Raw genomic sequence first — 17,746 nt, 5'->3', positions numbered from 1 at the left:
CATAGACATAAAGGTCGGTTTGGATACCGTCGTATTACTCTGATTATGAAACAACAAGAAATTGTAATTAATCATAAAACGGTATTAAAACTGATGAAGACTCTGGGATTGAAAAGTATAGTTAGAGTTAAAAAATATAGATCCTACCGGGGAGAGCAAGGCAGGATAGCACCAAATATTCTGGAGAGGAACTTTAAGGCAGATCAGCCAAACAGAAAATGGGCCACTGATGTAACAGAATTTAACGTTTCGGGCAGTAAATTGTATCTTTCGCCGATAATTGACCTTTACAATGGCGAGATTATCAGTTACGATCTCTCAGAAAGGCCTGCCTTTGCGCAGGTTGTGAATATGCTCAAAAAAGGATTCAGAAAAATTAAAAATACTGAAAACCTCATTATCCACTCTGATCAAGGCTGGCAATATCAGATGAAAGCCTATCAGCACCTGTTAAAAGAAAAAGGCATTATCCAAAGTATGTCCCGCAAAGGAAACTGTCTGGATAATGCAGTAATAGAAAACTTCTTTGGAACTTTAAAATCTGAAATGTTCTATACTAAGAAATTTAAAACCATTGATGAGCTCAAAAAAGAAATAAAGAAGTATATCAAGTATTACAATAACGACAGGATAAGACTTAATCTAAAAGGAAAGAGTCCGGTACAGTACCGAACTCTTTCATATAATAATATTGTTTAATTTTGTCTAAACTTTTGGGTGCAGTCTAAACGTCTGCGGATCTATATTTCGAACAATTTCGCTTTTTGCGATTTTGCCTGTTTACTTCTTAATTTTCTCTGAACTCACTGATAAAGTGTAATTTCACATTCGGGAATTTCTCCTGAGTCATATGAATTGTGAAAGAAGAGTCTGCAAGGAATACCAATTGATTGTATTTATCTCTCGCCAGGAATCTCTGCTTTAATCTTGCAAATTCTTTGAATTCTTCAGACTTCTCATCTGCTTCTACCCAACATGCTTTGTGCATAGATAGCGGTTCATAAGTACATTTTGCACCATATTCATGCTCTAGACGATATTGGATAACTTCGTATTGAAGGGCTCCAACCGTTCCAATAATCTTTCTTCCGTTCATTTCAAGCGTAAACAACTGCGCAACCCCTTCATCCATCAGCTGATCAATACCTTTCGCCAATTGCTTAGCTTTTAACGGATCGTTGTTATTGATATAACGGAAATGCTCAGGAGAGAAGCTTGGAATTCCTTTGAAGCTTAGTTTTTCTCCGCCAGTCAATGTATCTCCGATTCTGAAACTTCCTGTATCATGTAAACCAACGATATCACCAGGGAAACTTTCTTCCACCACTTCTTTCTTATCTGCAAAGAATGCGTTAGGAGAGGAGAATTTCATTTTTTTACCTTCTCTTACCAGTAAGTAGTTTTCGTTTCTTTTGAAGGTTCCCGAAACAATCTTCACGAATGCAAGTCTGTCTCTGTGCTTAGGATCCATATTCGCGTGGATTTTGAAAACAAATCCTGTGAAAGTGCTTTCCTCAGGTTTTACCAGACGGGTATCACTTTCCTTAGGCTGTGGCATTGGAGCAATATCAATGAAAGCATTCAATAATTCACGTACTCCAAAGTTATTTAAAGCAGAACCGAAGAATACCGGCTGAAGATCGCCTTTCATATAATCCTCACGGTTAAACTCAGGATAAACAGACTGGATCAGATCAAGCTCTTCTCTTAAAGTTTTGGCTGCTTTTTCACCAATTACATCGTCAATAGCAGTATCATTGATATCATCAAACTTAATAGAATCTCCAACTTTCTGCTTTTTCTCTTCCAAGAATAACTGAATATTGTCTTCCCAGATGTTATAAATTCCCTGGAAATCACTTCCCATACCAATCGGTAAAGAAAGAGGACAAACTGTTAATCCTAATTTTTGTTCTACTTCATCCAAAAGATCGAAGGCATCTTTACCTTCACGGTCCAGTTTATTGATGAAAACCAGCATCGGAATGTTTCTCATCCTACAAACCTGTACCAGTTTTTCAGTTTGTTCCTCAACCCCTTTTGCCACGTCAATTACAACGATTACGGAGTCTACAGCAGTTAATGTTCTGTACGTATCCTCAGCAAAGTCTTTGTGACCTGGAGTATCGAGAATATTGATTTTGTGGTCTCTATATTCAAAAGCCAATACGGAAGTCGCAACAGAGATCCCTCTCTGTCTTTCAATTTCCATAAAGTCGGAGGTAGCTCCTTTTTTTATTTTGTTGGATTTTACCGCACCCGCTTCCTGAATAGCTCCTCCGAAAAGAAGTAACTTTTCTGTAAGAGTTGTTTTTCCGGCATCCGGGTGGGAAATGATCCCGAAGGTCTTTCTTTTTTGTATTTCTTTGATTAAGTCTGACATATCGTATTTTGAAGTTGCAAAAATCGTGATTTTTTACGAGGTTTTCAAATTTAAATGAAGACAATATTAATTAGACAGAAGAATAGAAGGATATTCAGGTTTCAGAATGATGAATATAGCGATGAAGCGTTCAATAGCTGGCTTTTTCTTTAATGCAGTTGATCAGACTATTATTTTTAGTAGCAACATAAAAACATACAGCAGTCCGGCAGCAATCAGGATAACAATGGATGCCATGATATATTCAAAAATCCCCAATTCTTTTTTTGGGGGTTCTGAACTAAGATTGTACTGATCAATCGCCTGCTGACTTATTTTCAGATCCGGACGAAACTGTTGAATCCCTCTTAGAAAATGACGGTACAGATCATATCGGTTACTTACAATTACCAGTTCAAAATTGAAATCAACACGTGTTGGTCCGATTTCTCCAGCTTTATTTTTCAGGTAGACCTGCAATGTTGTTTTGCCAGATTTTACGGTCTGGGTGTTGAAAACATGTACATCGGCGGATGAGTTCTGCGCTGGTTGAAGGTCGTGATATAATATGGTTTCAATGATTGCATTCCGGTTGTTATAGAAAGTAACTCCTTTTTCATCCACAACGGCTTTTCGGATCTTTTGTTTTTTTCTGTAAGTTAAAGCCATTATCAAAGCGATACAACAAAATATAAGAAGCAGTTGGGCAATAAGAAGTGTGAAAAAGATACCAGGATCATGTTCCAAATATGGCCCGAAATTATGGTAAATAAGATTGAAAACAACCCCGATTACCACCATAATCAGAATAACAGCAATCCAGAGAATTCCCATGAGAAAATAAGTAATGGGTGTGTTGATTTTGGATTCTATGGTCTGGAATTTTTCAATCATATTAATTCTTAGCTTAAGTTAACAAAAATACAAACCCGCATATAAGTGCCGCCATAATAAGTGCTGCCAGAAATAAAAGCCAGCCTCCTAAAGAAATCCCTTTGCTGTTCACTTTCCAGGTTTCTGTATCAATACAATAGCTTCGGAAAACGAGAGGGTCTATCTTCAAATCAGGACGGAAAGTAACAATGCCGTATAGGAAACGGGCATACAAAGTAGATTTGTTTTTTACCACTTTTAAAGGAAGATTCATATCAATACGTCTTGGAGTTTCTTCTTTTTTATCAGATAAGATTGTTATTTCCAGTAAAGGAGCAATACCTGATCCCACGGGATTGACTGTGTAAATATCAAAATTCTGTTTTGAAGGCCGGAGATCTGTGTAGAGGATCTGATCCACAATTTCATTTCTTGAATTATAAAATAAAAGTCCGGTTTCATCCACCACAATCCTACGGGCTAATTTTTCCCTTTTGATCATATAATAGCGGATAACAGGAATCAGAATTACCAATGAAAGTCCCCAGCCAACTAGGGCAGGGTATAGCATAGCTTCAAATCCTTTTTTGTAAATTCCGTAAGCAGGACCTAAAACAAAAAGCAAAGTGAAAGGAATAAAGATCACAAAGAAAAGGGCATTCAGAACAACAGTCATCAATCTGTTGGTTGTAGACTCAATTCTTTGGAATGGAAATTCTGTATGCATTTTGTGATGTTCATGGATAAAGAAGCGAAAATAAGAAATTCCTTTTTTAGTTGCCTGTAGCAGTCAAAAAAATTATCTTTGTTTCTCATAAACTTTTACAGAAAAAGGATGGAAAATAGCAAATATCCGAAGTTTACATTCACATGGTTTGGCGGTGTCGTTTTGGTAGTTGGATTATTCGTGGGAACAATGGCTGTTTCTTTATTCAGCACTTTATGGAAAGTTGTTTTCCGGGAAAATATCGAATTAAAAGACTGGTTTCTGATGGTAGCGAATTCTGTGGGATTCCTTACAGCTATTGCCTTCTTCGATTTTTTCATTGTAAGACGTACCACTCAAAAGAGGCTTAATTTCAATTTATCATCGGTTAATTTCTCTACCTACCTTCTCATTTTTCCAATGATGGCCGGGATGATGTTTATTTCCGAATTTATTGCCGCTCAGATCCCAACCACAGGACCTTTTTTCGGTAAATTTTATGAATATTTTACCCAGCTGATGAGCCAATTGACAGATAATCCTGTTGTAATGATTATCATGACCGTTATTATGGCACCGGTTTTTGAGGAAATTATTTTCAGAGGAATTATTCAGAAAGGATTGATCAATAAAGGAGTAGAACCATGGAAGGCGATTCTGTATGCCTCCATTATTTTTGGGGTGGTTCATGGAAATCCATGGCAGTTTATCAGCGCTGTAATGCTGGGTTGTGTACTGGGATTGGTTTATCATAAAACAAAGTCTTTGCTGATGCCGATATTACTGCATGCGTTTAATAATTTAACCCTGTCATTATTGGTACTTTATGGTAAAGATGAAAGTTTTGCAAAGGTTCTTCATGTTTCAGAATGGCTTGTACTAGCTGTTGGAATTGTACTTTTCTCTTTGTTCTATTATCTTTTTATGAAAAAGTATAAAGTACATTATGCTGAAATGTAAGTAACCCGATTATAAAAGTAAAATTGAAAATGAATATAGAAATGGAATTATTAGTAGCTACACACAACGAACATAAAAAAGAAGAAATCCAACAGATCCTGGGAAGTGATTGCGTGGTGAAAAGCCTTACCGATTATCATATTCACGAAGAAATTGTAGAAGATGGTGATTCTTTTCACGCCAATGCTCTTATCAAGGCCAAATATTGCTTTGAAAAAACAGGTGTTCCAAGTTTGGGAGATGATAGCGGTTTGGTCGTAGAATCTTTGGATGGAAGACCTGGGATTTTCTCAGCCCGTTATGCCGGAGATCATGATTTCGCAAAAAATATCGAAAAGGTATTGGAAGAAATGCAGGGAATTGAAAACAGAAAAGCTTATTTTGTGACGGTTCTGTGTTATTATGATGAAAATGGCGCTCAATATTTTGAAGGTAGAGTTCATGGAAATTTATTGACAGAAAATAAAGGTTTCAAAGGTTTCGGATATGATCCGATTTTTGTTCCTGAAGGATACGAAAGAACCTTTGCTGAAATGGATCCTGAAGACAAGAATAAAATCAGCCACCGTAAACAGGCATTAGACCTATTTATGGATTTTTTAAAAGTAACTGATTAAGTTTAAATATCAGGACGAAATCCCCATTTATATTTTCTGTTGTACATTTGTTATCATAAATTATTGATTTGAGTACTTATTTAACAATATTAGGTTTTAACTCTGCGATTCCAACCATCAATACATCACCCACAGCACAGCTGCTGGAAATGGAAGAAAGACTCTTTCTGATCGATTGTGGAGAAGGTACACAGGTACAGCTGAGAAAGGCAAAAGCAAGATTTTCAAAAATCAATCATATTTTTATTTCCCATCTTCATGGAGATCATTGCTTCGGACTTCCGGGGCTTATAGCTTCTTTCCGTTTGTTAGGAAGAGAAATGCCTTTGCATGTTTATGGTCCTAAAGGTATTAAGAAGATGCTGGAAACTATTTTTCAGATCACAGAAACCCACCGGGGTTTTGAAGTGGTTTATCATGAACTGGATAAAGATTATTCTGAAAAAATATACGAGGACAACAGGATAGAAGTATACACTATTCCGTTGGATCACAGGATATACTGTAATGGGTATCTTTTTAAAGAAAAACCGAAAGACAGGCATCTCAATATGAAAGAGATTGCCAAGTACAGCGAAATTGAAACCTGCGATTATCACAATATCAAAGCAGGGAAGGACTTTGTACTAAGCGATGGGTATGTCCTTAAAAATGAAATTCTGACTGTTGATCCGGCTCCATCGGTATCCTATGCATTTTGCAGTGATACCCGTTATCTTGAAAGTGTGATTCCTATTATTAAGAATGTAACGGTTCTGTATCATGAATCTACATTTTTACATGATTTGAAGGAAATGGCAGATTATACAGGCCACACCACAGCTTTGGAAGCAGCTACCATTGCTCAGAAAGCTCAGGTTGGAAAACTGATTTTAGGCCACTTTTCTAACAGATATGGAGATCTGACCGTATTTACTGATGAAGCGAGAGAAATATTTCCCAATACATTTTTACCAAAAGCATTGGAGAGTGTAAAGATTTAGAATGAATATGTTGAAATTTGAAGAACTCAGAGATTTTCTCAACGAAAAAGCAGATCAGTATAACGCTCCTGATTTTATTGAAAATGACCCGATACAGATTCCACATCGTTTTTCTTTAAAACAGGACATTGAAATTGCAGGATTTCTGGCAGCCACAATTTCCTGGGGAAACAGAAAGTCGATCATTAATTCTGCAGATAAGATGCTTGGTATTATGGGAAATTCACCCTATGATTTTGTTATGAATTATTCAGAAAAAGATCTGGAAAGTATTCAGGATAAAAGCATTCACAGAACGTTTAATGGACAGGATTTTTCCTATTTCATCAGACAGTTCAACAGAATTTATAATGAAAATGAAAGCCTGGAAAGTTTGTTTAAAGTAAAAGAATCAGAGAATAACTTTCTCCACGCTATAGAAAGATTCAGAAGTGGTTTCCTGGAAACAGAAAAGCACAGAAGCCATAAACACATCAGTTCACCTTATAAGAATTCCTCTGCCAAAAGGATTATTATGTTTTTGAGATGGATGGTGCGTAAAGATAAAAGAGGGGTAGATTTTGGCATCTGGGAGAATATAGATCAGAAAAATCTTTCCATTCCTCTGGATGTGCATACCGGAAATATCTCCAGAAAATTAGGCTTGGTTTTCCGAACACAGAACGATTGGAAAACAGTAGAAGAGCTTGATATTGCCATCAGAAAGTTTGATGAAAATGATCCTGCAAAATATGACTTTGCATTGTTTGGATTAGGAGTGACAAAGGAACTGTTGTAAAAATATAAAGGATGAAAAAATATAACGAAAAAACAGAAGTTCTCGAGAAAATAGCAGACAGCATCACATCATGGATCGGATCTATCCAGTCTCTGGTTGTACATACGCTCTTATTTCTTACCTCGTTTTTGCTTCCGATGCTGAATATTGTTGATTTTGATAAAATGCTTCTTATTCTGACGACGGTACTTTCCCTGGAAGCTATTTATCTGGCAATTTTCATTCAGATGTCTGTGAATAAAAGCCACGAGAAAATTGAAGATATTCAGGAAGATATCGAAGACATTCAGGAAGATATTGAGGAAATCAGCGAGGATATTGAAGAAATCAGCGAAGACATTGAAGAGATCAACGAGGATATAGAAGATATCCAGGAAGACATTGAGGAAATCAGCGAAGATATCGAAGAAATTAATGAAGACGAAGATGAAGAAGACCACAATGAAAGAGCGAAAAATGTAATGCTCAAGAGTAATGTCAGCTCAAACAAGAACGAAATTAAAGCGTTAAAAGATATTATCTCTCAATTGCAGAATGAAATAGACCAATTGAAAAAAGATGATAAACTGCCAGAGGAATAATGACAATTAAAATATAAACAGATCAATATATTGGTCTGTTTTTTTATGAGTTAATTTCTCCTGTAAATGATTTGCGGAAAATGTAATAATAAGAAAAAAATGTTGTGAATCTACCTGTTTAATTATAAAATAGTAATGTTAAAGGCTGATTTAGTATAATTATTTTTGCTACATTTGAACAAATGAAAACAAAATGTTAATCTATAGACTAAAAAACTATTTTTTCCTTTTTTCTTTTTTATTGATTTCTGTTTCTGCATTTTCTCAAACGAGGCCTGTCAGAAAATCAGAAAAGATAAAACCTTCTGCTGCAGCTCTCAGAGCCGGAGCATTCATTGATGTGAATGTACCTCCTTATACGCCTTCAAACTATACGCCGGAGCAGTTGGTAAAGAATATTTTGATCAATGGCGGTACCAACTGTACAACAGCCAATGTGACCAACGTTACTGTGTCTCCTAATCATGAAGTAGGCAACAGCAACAGATTCTGGGGCTATTTTCATAAAGGAACAACCAATTTTCCTTTTACCGACGGAATTGTCCTTACTACAGGATACGCTTCAGAAGCCGGTAATAGCTATGTATCAGCTGTGGGACAATCAGTAGGAACAGGAAGTGATGCGGATCTTGTAGCCGCTACCGGAGCTACCGTTAGCTTAACGGATGCCGTAGCACTTGAATTTGATTTCGTTCCGAACTCCAATCAGGTGAAATTTAATTATATATTCGTTTCGGATGAATATACTTCCGACTATCCTTGTGACGGGTATTCCGATGCCTTTGCCCTTTTGCTGAAAAAAGTAGGAGATCCTACTTATACCAATCTGGCTGTACTACCGGGAGGTGCAGGACCTGTAAGCGCAACCAACATCGTTCCTGCAGGAAACGGATTTAGCTGCGGGCCTATCAACGCTAATTATTTCGGGGCTTTGGCCAATCCGCATCTGGTCATTAATTACTATGGAAGAACAACACCTCTGACAGCTGTTGCAGATGTAATTCCGGGACAGACTTATCACTTCAAAATGGTATTGGCTGATGCAAAAGACCCTTCGCATGACTCTGCGGTCTTTCTGGAAGGAGGTTCTTTTGATGTGGGAATTAAAATTGTTGATGAAGCTGGAGTGGTGTTACCAGGTACCATCAACATGTGTGATAATACCCCGAAACAGTTAAAAGCACAGGTAGCAGCAATTCCGGGAATGACTTATCAGTGGTACAAAGACGGAGTGGCCATTCCAGGGGCAACCAGTGCTGTGTATGTAGCTACCCAACCGGGAGTTTATACTGTAAAAGTAATGGTTCCGGGGAATCAATGTCCTGGTGAAGCTACTATTACCATTATTGGAGGAACAAGTCCTACGGTACAAAATGCTGAACTTAAACTCTGTACAACCCCTGCAATTACCAGCTTTAATCTGGAAACAGCAAAACCGCTGATCAGTACAACGCAGGGAGCGGTATTCCGTTTTTATGCCAATCAGGCTGATGCGCAGGCTCAAAATAACAGCTACATCACCAATCTTACCAATTATACAGGAACAGATGGACAGATATTATATGTACTGGTTTCCAATGGAGCTTTCTGTAGTAAGATTGCAACATTAACCTTAAGAAAAGAAGAAACACCAACGGCTTTACTTACCGCACCAAGATTGAAAATCTGTGCCGGAGAATCCGTTTTGCTTACAGCTACCGGGGGTGTGACCTATGAATGGAGTGATTCAGCAGCCACTACCGGAGGAATCAGAACAGTAAGCCCAACTCAGACCACCACTTATACCGTATATGCTATCGGAGCACAGGGGTGTAAATCTCTTCAGCCGGCACGTATTACCATTGAAGTAGTACCTGCTATTGTTTCAAATTTAAAAGGCGGCCATATCTGCCAGGGTGATAAAATTGTTCTGGATGCAGGTTCAGGTCCCGGATATACATATCAATGGAGCTCTGGTGAAACAAGTCAGAGTATTACCGTAGCTACTCCCGGGGAATATTCGGTAACGATCAGTAACGGAGTTTGCTCCAAAGAGTTCAAAACTCAGGTTATCAAAGCCGTAATCCCTGAAGTGATAAAAGTGGATTATAATGAGAGTGGAACAATGATCGTTACAGCCAGCAATCCAAGTAATGGTATCCTGGAATATTCTGTAGACAATGGCGTTACCTGGCAGTCTTCCAATGTATTTAATAATGTCCCTAAAAATAAAATCATTTCAATCAGAGTGAGAGTTAAATTTACAAGCTGTGTAGGCTTCCTTGAATTTTTTACATTCGTGATGAAAAATGTGATTACTCCAAACGGTGATAATATTAATGATACGATTGATTTCAGCGGGGTAGTTAATTACAAAGATTTCAGCGGTCAGGTTTTCGACCGATATGGAAGGGAAGTGTTCAAAGCAGCGAAGATCAATCCATATTGGGACGGATATTTCCAGGGCAAAAAGCTTCCTACATCTACCTACTGGTACCAGGTAACCTTCGAAGATCCTGCAAGTAAGGAGCTTACTGTAAAAACAGGATGGATATTACTTAAAAATATAGAATAATTTAAACTATAAGTGAAAGACTGACTATTTCGTCAGTCTTTTTTTATTATTTTAAAATAAACAGAGTTGATATTCTAATATAAATAAATTTGCGTTAGTAATAATGTAAATTGAGTTAACTTGAATTTCAATTAAAAAAAATAGTATTTTTGTTTAAAATAATATAAAATGTTAAATAGGAGGAGAGGAAATTTATTTTTAGCGTTATTTTTAGCTTTCATGGGAAACTTTATTTTGGCTCAAAATAGAGGAAGGGTAGAAATAGCAACAAAACCTACTGCTGCTTCTTTGAGAGCAGGTGCTTTTATAGATGTGAATGCACCAAGTTATCCGGAATCCGGCTATCCTATAACCCAGCTGATCAATGATGTTCTTATATCAGGAGGTTCCACCTGTACCAGCTCAACAGTAAGTAATGTAACTGTTTCCCCCAACCTGGCTGCTACCAATCAGAACCGAAGCTGGGGATATTTTAATAAATCAAATACCAATTTTCCTTTCAGCAAAGGGATTATCCTTTCTACCGGATATGCCAATAAAGCAGGGAACACGCTTCAGGGAACTTTAAGTGATGATCTTGGAACCGGAGGTGATATAGATCTTGCGAATGCTTTAGGGATTGCTAACAATAACCTAACCAATGCAACATCTATAGAGTTTGACTTTGTAGCTGCTTCTACTGAAATTACGTTCAGGTATTTATTTGCTTCTAAAGAATATCAGCAAAACTTTCCATGTACCATCACAGATGGTTTTGCATTGCTGTTAAAAAAATCAACAGATCCTACTTATACCAATCTTGCAGTGCTTCCGGGAGGAGCGGGACCTGTAAGTGTAACGAATATCCACCCGCAATATCAAAACTGCGGGCCTAAAAATGAAGCGTATTACGGAGGAACCAATACCGCTCAGATTGAAACCAATTTTAATGGACGTACCATTCCTCTTACTGCAAAAGCAACCGTCGTTCCCGGGCAAACCTATCATTTTAAAATTGTGCTTGCGGATTATCAGGATCCCAACTTTGATTCAGCAGTATTTCTTGAAGCAGGATCATTTGATATCGGGGTGAAAATCCTTGATCCGGCTGGTGTGCAGCTTCCTGATTCTGTCAATATGTGTGATAATACACCTCAGACTTTTACCGCTTCTGTTCAGGGACCTAATATTACCTACCAGTGGTATTTAGGAACCAATGCCATTCCAGGTGCTACCAATGCCAGTTATACCGCTACACAACCAGGTGTATATACCGTTAAGGTTTTCATCCAGGGAAATACCTGTCCGGGAGAAGCTACTATTACAGTAGTGGGCGGAACATCTCCTACAGTGCAGAATGCGACATTAACGGCCTGTTATGCAGCCGGAAATGCAACTTTTAATTTAACATCAGCACAAGCTTCAATAAGCACCACACCGGGAGCTGTGTTTACCTACTATACTACACTGGCGGATGCCAATGCAGGAAATGCAAACACAATTCCTAATCCAACAGCTCATCAGAGTGCAGGAGGAACGGTGTATGTAAGAGTGGCAAATGGTTTCTGTGCAAAAGTGGCACAACTCCAACTGGTAAAAGCTCCACAAATGGTGCCTACCATTGCCCCTCCTGCAGTGCTTACCTGTAACAACTCCCAGACTACGCTGGATGCATCAGCCTCCGTTTATCCGGCAGGAGCTACATTCAACTGGACAACTACAGGAGGAAATATTGTTTCAGGAGGAACTACTTTAAATCCTGTCATTAATGCGGCAGGAACCTACACTTTAACCATTACAAAAGTTTATCAGCCTGGAAATATCAGTTGTACAGCGGTAGGAACCGTAACCGTAACAGGAAACAGCGCTCCTCCGGTTACCGGGCTTACAGCAAGTAAAATAAAAATATGTAAAGGAGATTCTGCAACCCTTACTGCTTCAGGTGGTGCTACCTATAACTGGGGTAATGGCCTTACAGGAAATGGAAGTACACAAGTTGTTTCTCCAACTGTTACCACTACTTATACTGTAACAGCAGTAGGCGCAAATGGATGTGTCTCTCAAAACCCAGCAACCATAACGATAGAAGTATCAGAGCCTTTTACAGCGCAAAATGCAATACTTCATAAATGTTATCAGCCAGGATTAACTTATAATCTTACAGAAGCTCAGCCTCAGATTACAACTACTACAGGCGTTACTTTTACCTACTATATCAATCAGGCTGATGCTAACGCTGCTAATGGAAACTTTATTGCAACACCTACAACATATACACCTCCAGGAGGAAGCCAGACTATTTATGTGTTAGTAAGCAATGGAGGTTGTAGCTATGTTGTGTCTCTACAATTATTAAGTACGGCTCAAACTACTCTTACTATTGCTGCACCACCAACAATTACCTGTACAACTCCTCAGGTTACTATTAATGCTTCGACATCTGTTGTACCTGCAGGATCTACCATTGCATGGACAACCACCGGAGGTACTATTGTCTCAGGAGGTAATACACTTACTCCTGTCGTAAGCGCTGGTGGAACATATACTTTAACAGTTACCAATGTATCACAACCAGGAAATCTGAGCTGTACATTTACTTCCACAGTAAACGTTCAGGAAGATAAAGTACAACCGGTTGCTGCATTAGTTTCGTCTCAACCTCGTATTTGTGTTGGAGAATCAGTAACATTGACTGCTTCCGGAGGGGTAACCTATAACTGGGGCAATGGTCTTACAGGAAATGGAAATACCCAGATAGTTTCACCTACTACAACTACGGTGTATACAGTATTTGCTGTTGGAGCAAATGGATGTATTTCTGCAACGCCGGCATCAGTTACTGTTCAGGTAGGTCCGCCAATTGCAGGCCTTACCGCATCTAAATTAAAAATCTGTGAGGGTGAATCTGTAACATTAACTGCCACAGGAGGAATTGCGTACAACTGGGTAGGTCTTACCGGAAACGGAAACACACAGGTTGTAACTCCTACAGTAACAACAGAATATTCAGTATATGCATTGGGAGGAAACGGATGTAGCTCTGTGAATCCGGCTAAAGTTACCATTGAAGTAGTTCCGGCCATCGTTTCTACATTAAAAGATGTATTTGTCTGCGCCGGAGATAAAGGAACTTTGGATGCTGGGGCAGGACCTAATTATACTTATGTATGGAGTACAGGAGCAACGACTCAAACGATAACGACTAATATTCCCGGGACTTATTCTGTGATAATCAGCAATGGTGTTTGTTCCAAAACGTTCTCTGCACAGCTTATCAATCCGGATTTACCGCAGTTTACCAATATTGTTTATGATAACCATATTCTTACACTTACAGCAAGTAATCCTACAGGTGGAACGTTGGAATATTCTATAGATGGAGGGCTGACATGGCAGGCATCTAATGTATTTACAGGTATTTTAAATAATACGATGTATTCTGTAATGGTAAGAGTGAAAGGTGCCAAATGCGGTACTTCACTGGATTACTTTACATTTATTATCAGCAATGCCATTACTCCTAATATGGATGGTGTAAATGATACCATCGACTTTACCGGAATCAGCGGATACAAAGACTTCGCAGCTTCTATTTTCGACAGATACGGAGCCGAAGTATTCAAAGCAAGTAAAGGTAACGTTATATGGACCGGATCTTTAAAAGGAATTAATCTTCCTACAGCTACTTATTGGTATAGGGTACAATGGGAAAATCCGGCAAGCAAAAAAATGGAACAGCGCTCTGGTTGGATTCTCTTAAAGAATAGAAACTAAATATTGATCAGAATAAAAAATTAACAAGGAAATCTTTCAGTAATGAAAGATTTTCTTGTTTTTAAGAATAAATAGTATTGCGTTTCGTGAATTATTTGAAATAGGAGAGAAATATGGTAAAATATTTTGTAATACAATGCTACCACACCATTTATGATTTGTTCGAATAGGGATTGATTAATGAAAATTTACTGTAAGAGGTTCTTATTTTGTTTTTTTAGCGTAAAAAATATAAATATGTATATGATATATTTAAAAAAAAATTAAATTTGTTGAAACAAAAATATTATGAGAAGATATCTACCGCTTTGTTTATTTTTTTTAGTCATCTCGACTTTTTTATTTTCACAAGATCTGCCACCGCGAAAACACGCAAAAGAAATTCCTTCCAATCTATCCAGAAGAGCTGGTGCTTTTATTGATGTAAACGCTCCGCAGTATCCTGAAACCGCTTATACCATTGAAAAAATGGTTAAAGATGTATTGATTTCCTCCGGAACCAATACCTGTCTTACTCCCAATGTAACCAATGTGAAGATTACACCTAACCACGCTCCAAGTGAGGCAGACAGAGCATGGGGATATTTTCATAAGGCTGCAACCAATTTCCCGTTTAAAGATGGACTTATTCTCTCCACAGGATATGCAAGAAGAGCTGGTAACACCTTTGAAGGTGGCCTTAGTGATGTCAACGGCGGAGGATCAGATGCTGATCTTGCACAGGTAATTGGAGTAGTGGAAAGTAGATTGAATGATGCCGTTCTTTTGGAGTTTGACTTCGTTCCAACAACTTCTCAGATTAAATTTAATTATCTGATTGCCTCAGAAGAATATACAGGTTCATTCCCTTGTACCTTTGCAGATGCATTTGCCATCTTGTTGAGACCTACTTCAGGTGGGCCTTATGTAAATATGGCAGTACTTCCGGGAGGAGCAGGACCTGTAAGTATTACCAATATTCACCCTGCCATTGCAGGCAGCTGTGGTGCTGTAAACGAACAATATTTTGCAGGATATAACACCGGGAACGTTGAAACCAATTTTAACGGGAGAACGATTCCATTAACTGCTACGGCAACAGTAGTGGCAGGACAGCAATATCACTTCAAAATGGTAATTGCCGATTACAGTGACCATAGTTATGACTCTGCGGTATTCCTTGAAGGAGGATCTTTCAATATCGGGGTAGATCTTTTAGATCCTGCAGGAACGAAATTACCTTCAGATATCAATGTATGTGATAATGAACCTCAGGTAATTACAGCTTCTGTAAATGACCCTAACCTTGTATATCAGTGGTTCTATAACGGTGCACCAGTACCTAATGCCACGACTAATACAATTACTGCAATACAACCGGGTACCTATACTATCGAAGTAAGTGTTCCTGGTAATCCATGTCCGGGTAAAGCTTCCATACAGATTCACGGAGGAACTACCCCTCTGGCTCAGGATGCAACATTGCTGCTTTGTACCACACCGGATATTACTACTTTTGATTTAAGTACAATTATGCCTACCATCAGCCCAACGCCTGGAGCTATCTTTAAATTCTACGAAAATCAGGCGGATGCTGTTGCACAGAATGGCAATTATATTCAGACTCCTTTAAATTATAATGGTAATGATGGTCAGATTCTGTATGTTGTTGTTTCCAATGGAGGATTCTGTAGCAAAACAGTTGAATTGACATTACAGAAAGAGGCAACGCCAACTGCTAAATTAAAATCTTCCAGAATAAAAATCTGTCCGGGAGAATCTGTAACCCTTACTGCTGAAGGAGGAGACACTTATCTTTGGAGTAATTTCATGGGAACAGGAAATATGCAGACTGTTACTCTCTATCAAACCACAACATTTACAGTATATGCGCTTGGAGCAAAAGGATGTAAATCTCTGAATCCGGCAACAATTAGAATTGAAGTTACGCCAGAAATTACTTCTACATTAAAAGATGTTGAAATGTGTGTAGGCGATATTGTAACGCTTGATGCAGGAGCTGGCGATGGCTACAAATATCTTTGGAGTACAGGGGCTACAACCCAGAAAATTAATGTAGACCAATGGGGTATTTACTCAGTGGAAATTGATAATGGAATCTGTAAGAAAGTTTTTGAAGCTAAAGTAATGGGCGCTGCAACTCCTTTCGTTACCGCTTTAAATTATGAAAGTATCAAAAAGTCAGTAACGGTTACAGCTGAAAATCCGCCAATGAACAATACACCAAGTACTTTGGAATATTCTATAGACAACGGTATTACATGGCAGGCTTCCAATGTATTTACTAATCTTTTAGATAATACAAACTATACTGTTTTGGTAAGAAGGGTAGGAACACATTGTGTGGGATCTCTTGAATTCTTTACATTGCAGATCAACAATATCATTACTCCGAATGAAGATGGAATTAATGATGTACTGGATCTTAAAGCTCTTGGAGACTTTAAAAACTTTACCGGTTCTATATATGACAGATATGGAGTGGAAATGTTCAGGTTCTCAAAAGAAAATCCTGTCTGGGACGGAACAGTAGGTGGTAAGAGACTTCCTACAGCAACATACTGGTATAAGTTCAACTTTGAGTATCCAAAATCAAAAGCTCAGATGAACTGGTCAGGATGGATCATGCTGAAAAACAGAAATTAAAATTGATAATGTACTATAAAAGAAAGCCTTTCGGATTTATTCGAAAGGCTTTCTACTTTTAACGGATTAAGGTTATTGTTTGTACTTTATACAACAAAAAAGCTCCTGATAGAGGAGCTTTATAACAATTGTCTTATTGATTTTCTTTCCAGAGATTGGCAAAGTGTATAAAATCTGCAACACTAAGTTCTTCCGCTCTCTTGTCTAAAAATTCATGTCCTTTTAAGGCTTCAGGAATGTTTAGCATCTTTAAAGCATTAGACAGCTTTTTTCTTCTCTGGTTGAACCCTGTTTTTACGATCTGCTTAAACAGAACCTCATTGCCTGCAAGTCCTTCCTTAGGGTTTCTTGTAAGTCTGATGACTCCCGATTTTACTTTTGGCGGAGGATTGAAGACGTTCTCATGTACCGTAAACATATAAGATACATCATAATAAGCCTGTATCAGAACAGAAAGAATACCGTAATCTTTAGTTCGTGGAACAGCAGCCGTTCTTTCAGCAACCTCTTTCTGGAACATTCCCACCATTTCCGGGATCAGTTGGTAATGATCTACAATCTGAAACAAAATCTGTGACGAGATATTATAAGGGAAATTACCAATAATAGCAATCTGATCGTCTTTGATAAAACTGAAATCCTGCTTCAGGAAATCTCCTACAAAAGTTTCTTCAGTTACTTTCGAATAATTATTTTTCAGATATTCGATAGACTCCGTATCTATTTCAGCAAGGTAAATGTTCTGATCCTTTTCAAGAAGATATTTGGTAAGAACTCCCATTCCGGGACCTACTTCCATGATGTTGGTATAGTTCTCAAAACTAAGACCTTCTACGATTTTTCTTGCGATGTTTTCATCTGTCAGGAAGTGCTGTCCAAGATGTTTTTTTGCTTTTACACTCAAAGTTTTTTATGATTTTATTAACAGTGATT

The 17,746-nt window shown here is 38.1% G+C and carries 13 protein-coding genes; 9 read left to right on the top strand and 4 right to left on the bottom strand.

Annotated features, from left to right (window positions below):
- Nucleotides 1-699: IS3 family transposase (locus RAH34_RS22645; protein WP_306597659.1), on the top strand; the 699-nt coding region annotated here is incomplete at its 5' end.
- An 88-nt stretch (nucleotides 700-787) separates the two neighbouring features.
- On the opposite strand, the gene RAH34_RS22640 is transcribed toward RAH34_RS22645, so the two are convergent.
- The 3 genes from RAH34_RS22640 to RAH34_RS22630 all read right to left on the bottom strand — a co-directional run bounded on the left by RAH34_RS22640 (nucleotide 788) and on the right by RAH34_RS22630 (nucleotide 3,962).
- Nucleotides 788-2,383, bottom strand: coding sequence for a peptide chain release factor 3 (locus RAH34_RS22640; protein WP_114821157.1), 1,596 nt, complete (start codon nucleotides 2,381-2,383; stop codon nucleotides 788-790).
- A gap of 162 nt (nucleotides 2,384-2,545) precedes the next feature.
- Nucleotides 2,546-3,256, bottom strand: coding sequence for a hypothetical protein (locus RAH34_RS22635; RefSeq protein WP_306597658.1), 711 nt, complete (start codon nucleotides 3,254-3,256; stop codon nucleotides 2,546-2,548).
- Between the two features lie 13 nt (nucleotides 3,257-3,269).
- On the bottom strand, nucleotides 3,270-3,962 hold the full coding sequence (locus RAH34_RS22630) for a hypothetical protein (protein ID WP_114821155.1): 693 nt from the start codon (nucleotides 3,960-3,962) through the stop codon (nucleotides 3,270-3,272).
- A 108-nt stretch (nucleotides 3,963-4,070) separates the two neighbouring features.
- Here RAH34_RS22630 and RAH34_RS22625 point away from each other — a divergent pair, with 108 nt between their 5' ends.
- The 8 genes from RAH34_RS22625 (at nucleotide 4,071) to RAH34_RS22590 (ending at nucleotide 16,813) form a co-directional block, all read left to right on the top strand.
- Nucleotides 4,071-4,901, top strand: coding sequence for a CPBP family intramembrane glutamic endopeptidase (locus RAH34_RS22625; protein WP_114821154.1), 831 nt, complete (start codon nucleotides 4,071-4,073; stop codon nucleotides 4,899-4,901).
- A 41-nt stretch (nucleotides 4,902-4,942) separates the two neighbouring features.
- Entirely contained in the window at nucleotides 4,943-5,518 is a 576-nt protein-coding gene (gene rdgB / locus RAH34_RS22620; RefSeq protein ID WP_373428000.1) for an RdgB/HAM1 family non-canonical purine NTP pyrophosphatase, read from the top strand.
- A gap of 68 nt (nucleotides 5,519-5,586) precedes the next feature.
- Nucleotides 5,587-6,501, top strand: coding sequence for a ribonuclease Z (locus RAH34_RS22615; protein ID WP_306597657.1), 915 nt, complete (start codon nucleotides 5,587-5,589; stop codon nucleotides 6,499-6,501).
- A gap of 7 nt (nucleotides 6,502-6,508) precedes the next feature.
- Nucleotides 6,509-7,279, top strand: coding sequence for a TIGR02757 family protein (locus tag RAH34_RS22610; protein ID WP_373428001.1), 771 nt, complete (start codon nucleotides 6,509-6,511; stop codon nucleotides 7,277-7,279).
- Between the two features lie 11 nt (nucleotides 7,280-7,290).
- Nucleotides 7,291-7,860, top strand: a complete 570-nt coding sequence (locus RAH34_RS22605; protein WP_114821152.1) for a DUF1003 domain-containing protein — start codon at nucleotides 7,291-7,293, stop codon at nucleotides 7,858-7,860.
- Nucleotides 7,861-8,053: 193 nt separating this feature from the next.
- Nucleotides 8,054-10,414, top strand: coding sequence for a choice-of-anchor L domain-containing protein (locus tag RAH34_RS22600; protein WP_306597656.1), 2,361 nt, complete (start codon nucleotides 8,054-8,056; stop codon nucleotides 10,412-10,414).
- Nucleotides 10,415-10,582: 168 nt separating this feature from the next.
- Nucleotides 10,583-14,167 carry a choice-of-anchor L domain-containing protein gene (locus RAH34_RS22595; protein WP_306597655.1) on the top strand — a complete coding sequence of 1,195 codons (3,585 nt, stop codon included), beginning with the start codon at nucleotides 10,583-10,585 and terminating at the stop codon, nucleotides 14,165-14,167.
- Nucleotides 14,168-14,455: 288 nt separating this feature from the next.
- On the top strand, nucleotides 14,456-16,813 hold the full coding sequence (locus RAH34_RS22590) for a choice-of-anchor L domain-containing protein (RefSeq protein ID WP_114821149.1): 2,358 nt from the start codon (nucleotides 14,456-14,458) through the stop codon (nucleotides 16,811-16,813).
- 133 nt (nucleotides 16,814-16,946) lie between these two features.
- Here the strand turns inward: RAH34_RS22590 and rsmA are convergent, their stop codons facing one another.
- Nucleotides 16,947-17,717: a 16S rRNA (adenine(1518)-N(6)/adenine(1519)-N(6))-dimethyltransferase RsmA gene (gene rsmA / locus RAH34_RS22585; RefSeq protein WP_114821148.1), complete on the bottom strand. Its 771-nt coding sequence runs from the start codon at nucleotides 17,715-17,717 to the stop codon at nucleotides 16,947-16,949.
- Nucleotides 17,718-17,746 lie beyond the last annotated feature (29 nt).

The sequence above is a fragment of the Chryseobacterium sp. WLY505 genome, from assembly GCF_030846215.1.
Lineage (GTDB): Bacteria > Bacteroidota > Bacteroidia > Flavobacteriales > Weeksellaceae > Chryseobacterium.
This window is presented reverse-complemented; position numbering and strand designations above follow the sequence as displayed.

Bases quoted from the DNA above. Each gene is read 5' to 3' on its own strand.
- RAH34_RS22640 (WP_114821157.1), bottom strand. From the start codon at position 2,383: ATGTCAGACTTAATCAAAGAAATACAAAAAAGAAAGACCTTCGGGATC.
- RAH34_RS22635 (WP_306597658.1), bottom strand. From the start codon at position 3,256: ATGATTGAAAAATTCCAGACCATAGAATCCAAAATCAACACACCCATT.
- RAH34_RS22630 (WP_114821155.1), bottom strand. From the start codon at position 3,962: ATGCATACAGAATTTCCATTCCAAAGAATTGAGTCTACAACCAACAGA.
- RAH34_RS22625 (WP_114821154.1), top strand. From the start codon at position 4,071: ATGGAAAATAGCAAATATCCGAAGTTTACATTCACATGGTTTGGCGGT.
- rdgB (WP_373428000.1), top strand. From the start codon at position 4,943: ATGGAATTATTAGTAGCTACACACAACGAACATAAAAAAGAAGAAATC.
- RAH34_RS22610 (WP_373428001.1), top strand. From the start codon at position 6,509: ATGTTGAAATTTGAAGAACTCAGAGATTTTCTCAACGAAAAAGCAGAT.
- RAH34_RS22605 (WP_114821152.1), top strand. From the start codon at position 7,291: ATGAAAAAATATAACGAAAAAACAGAAGTTCTCGAGAAAATAGCAGAC.
- RAH34_RS22600 (WP_306597656.1), top strand. From the start codon at position 8,054: ATGTTAATCTATAGACTAAAAAACTATTTTTTCCTTTTTTCTTTTTTA.
- RAH34_RS22595 (WP_306597655.1), top strand. From the start codon at position 10,583: ATGTTAAATAGGAGGAGAGGAAATTTATTTTTAGCGTTATTTTTAGCT.
- RAH34_RS22590 (WP_114821149.1), top strand. From the start codon at position 14,456: ATGAGAAGATATCTACCGCTTTGTTTATTTTTTTTAGTCATCTCGACT.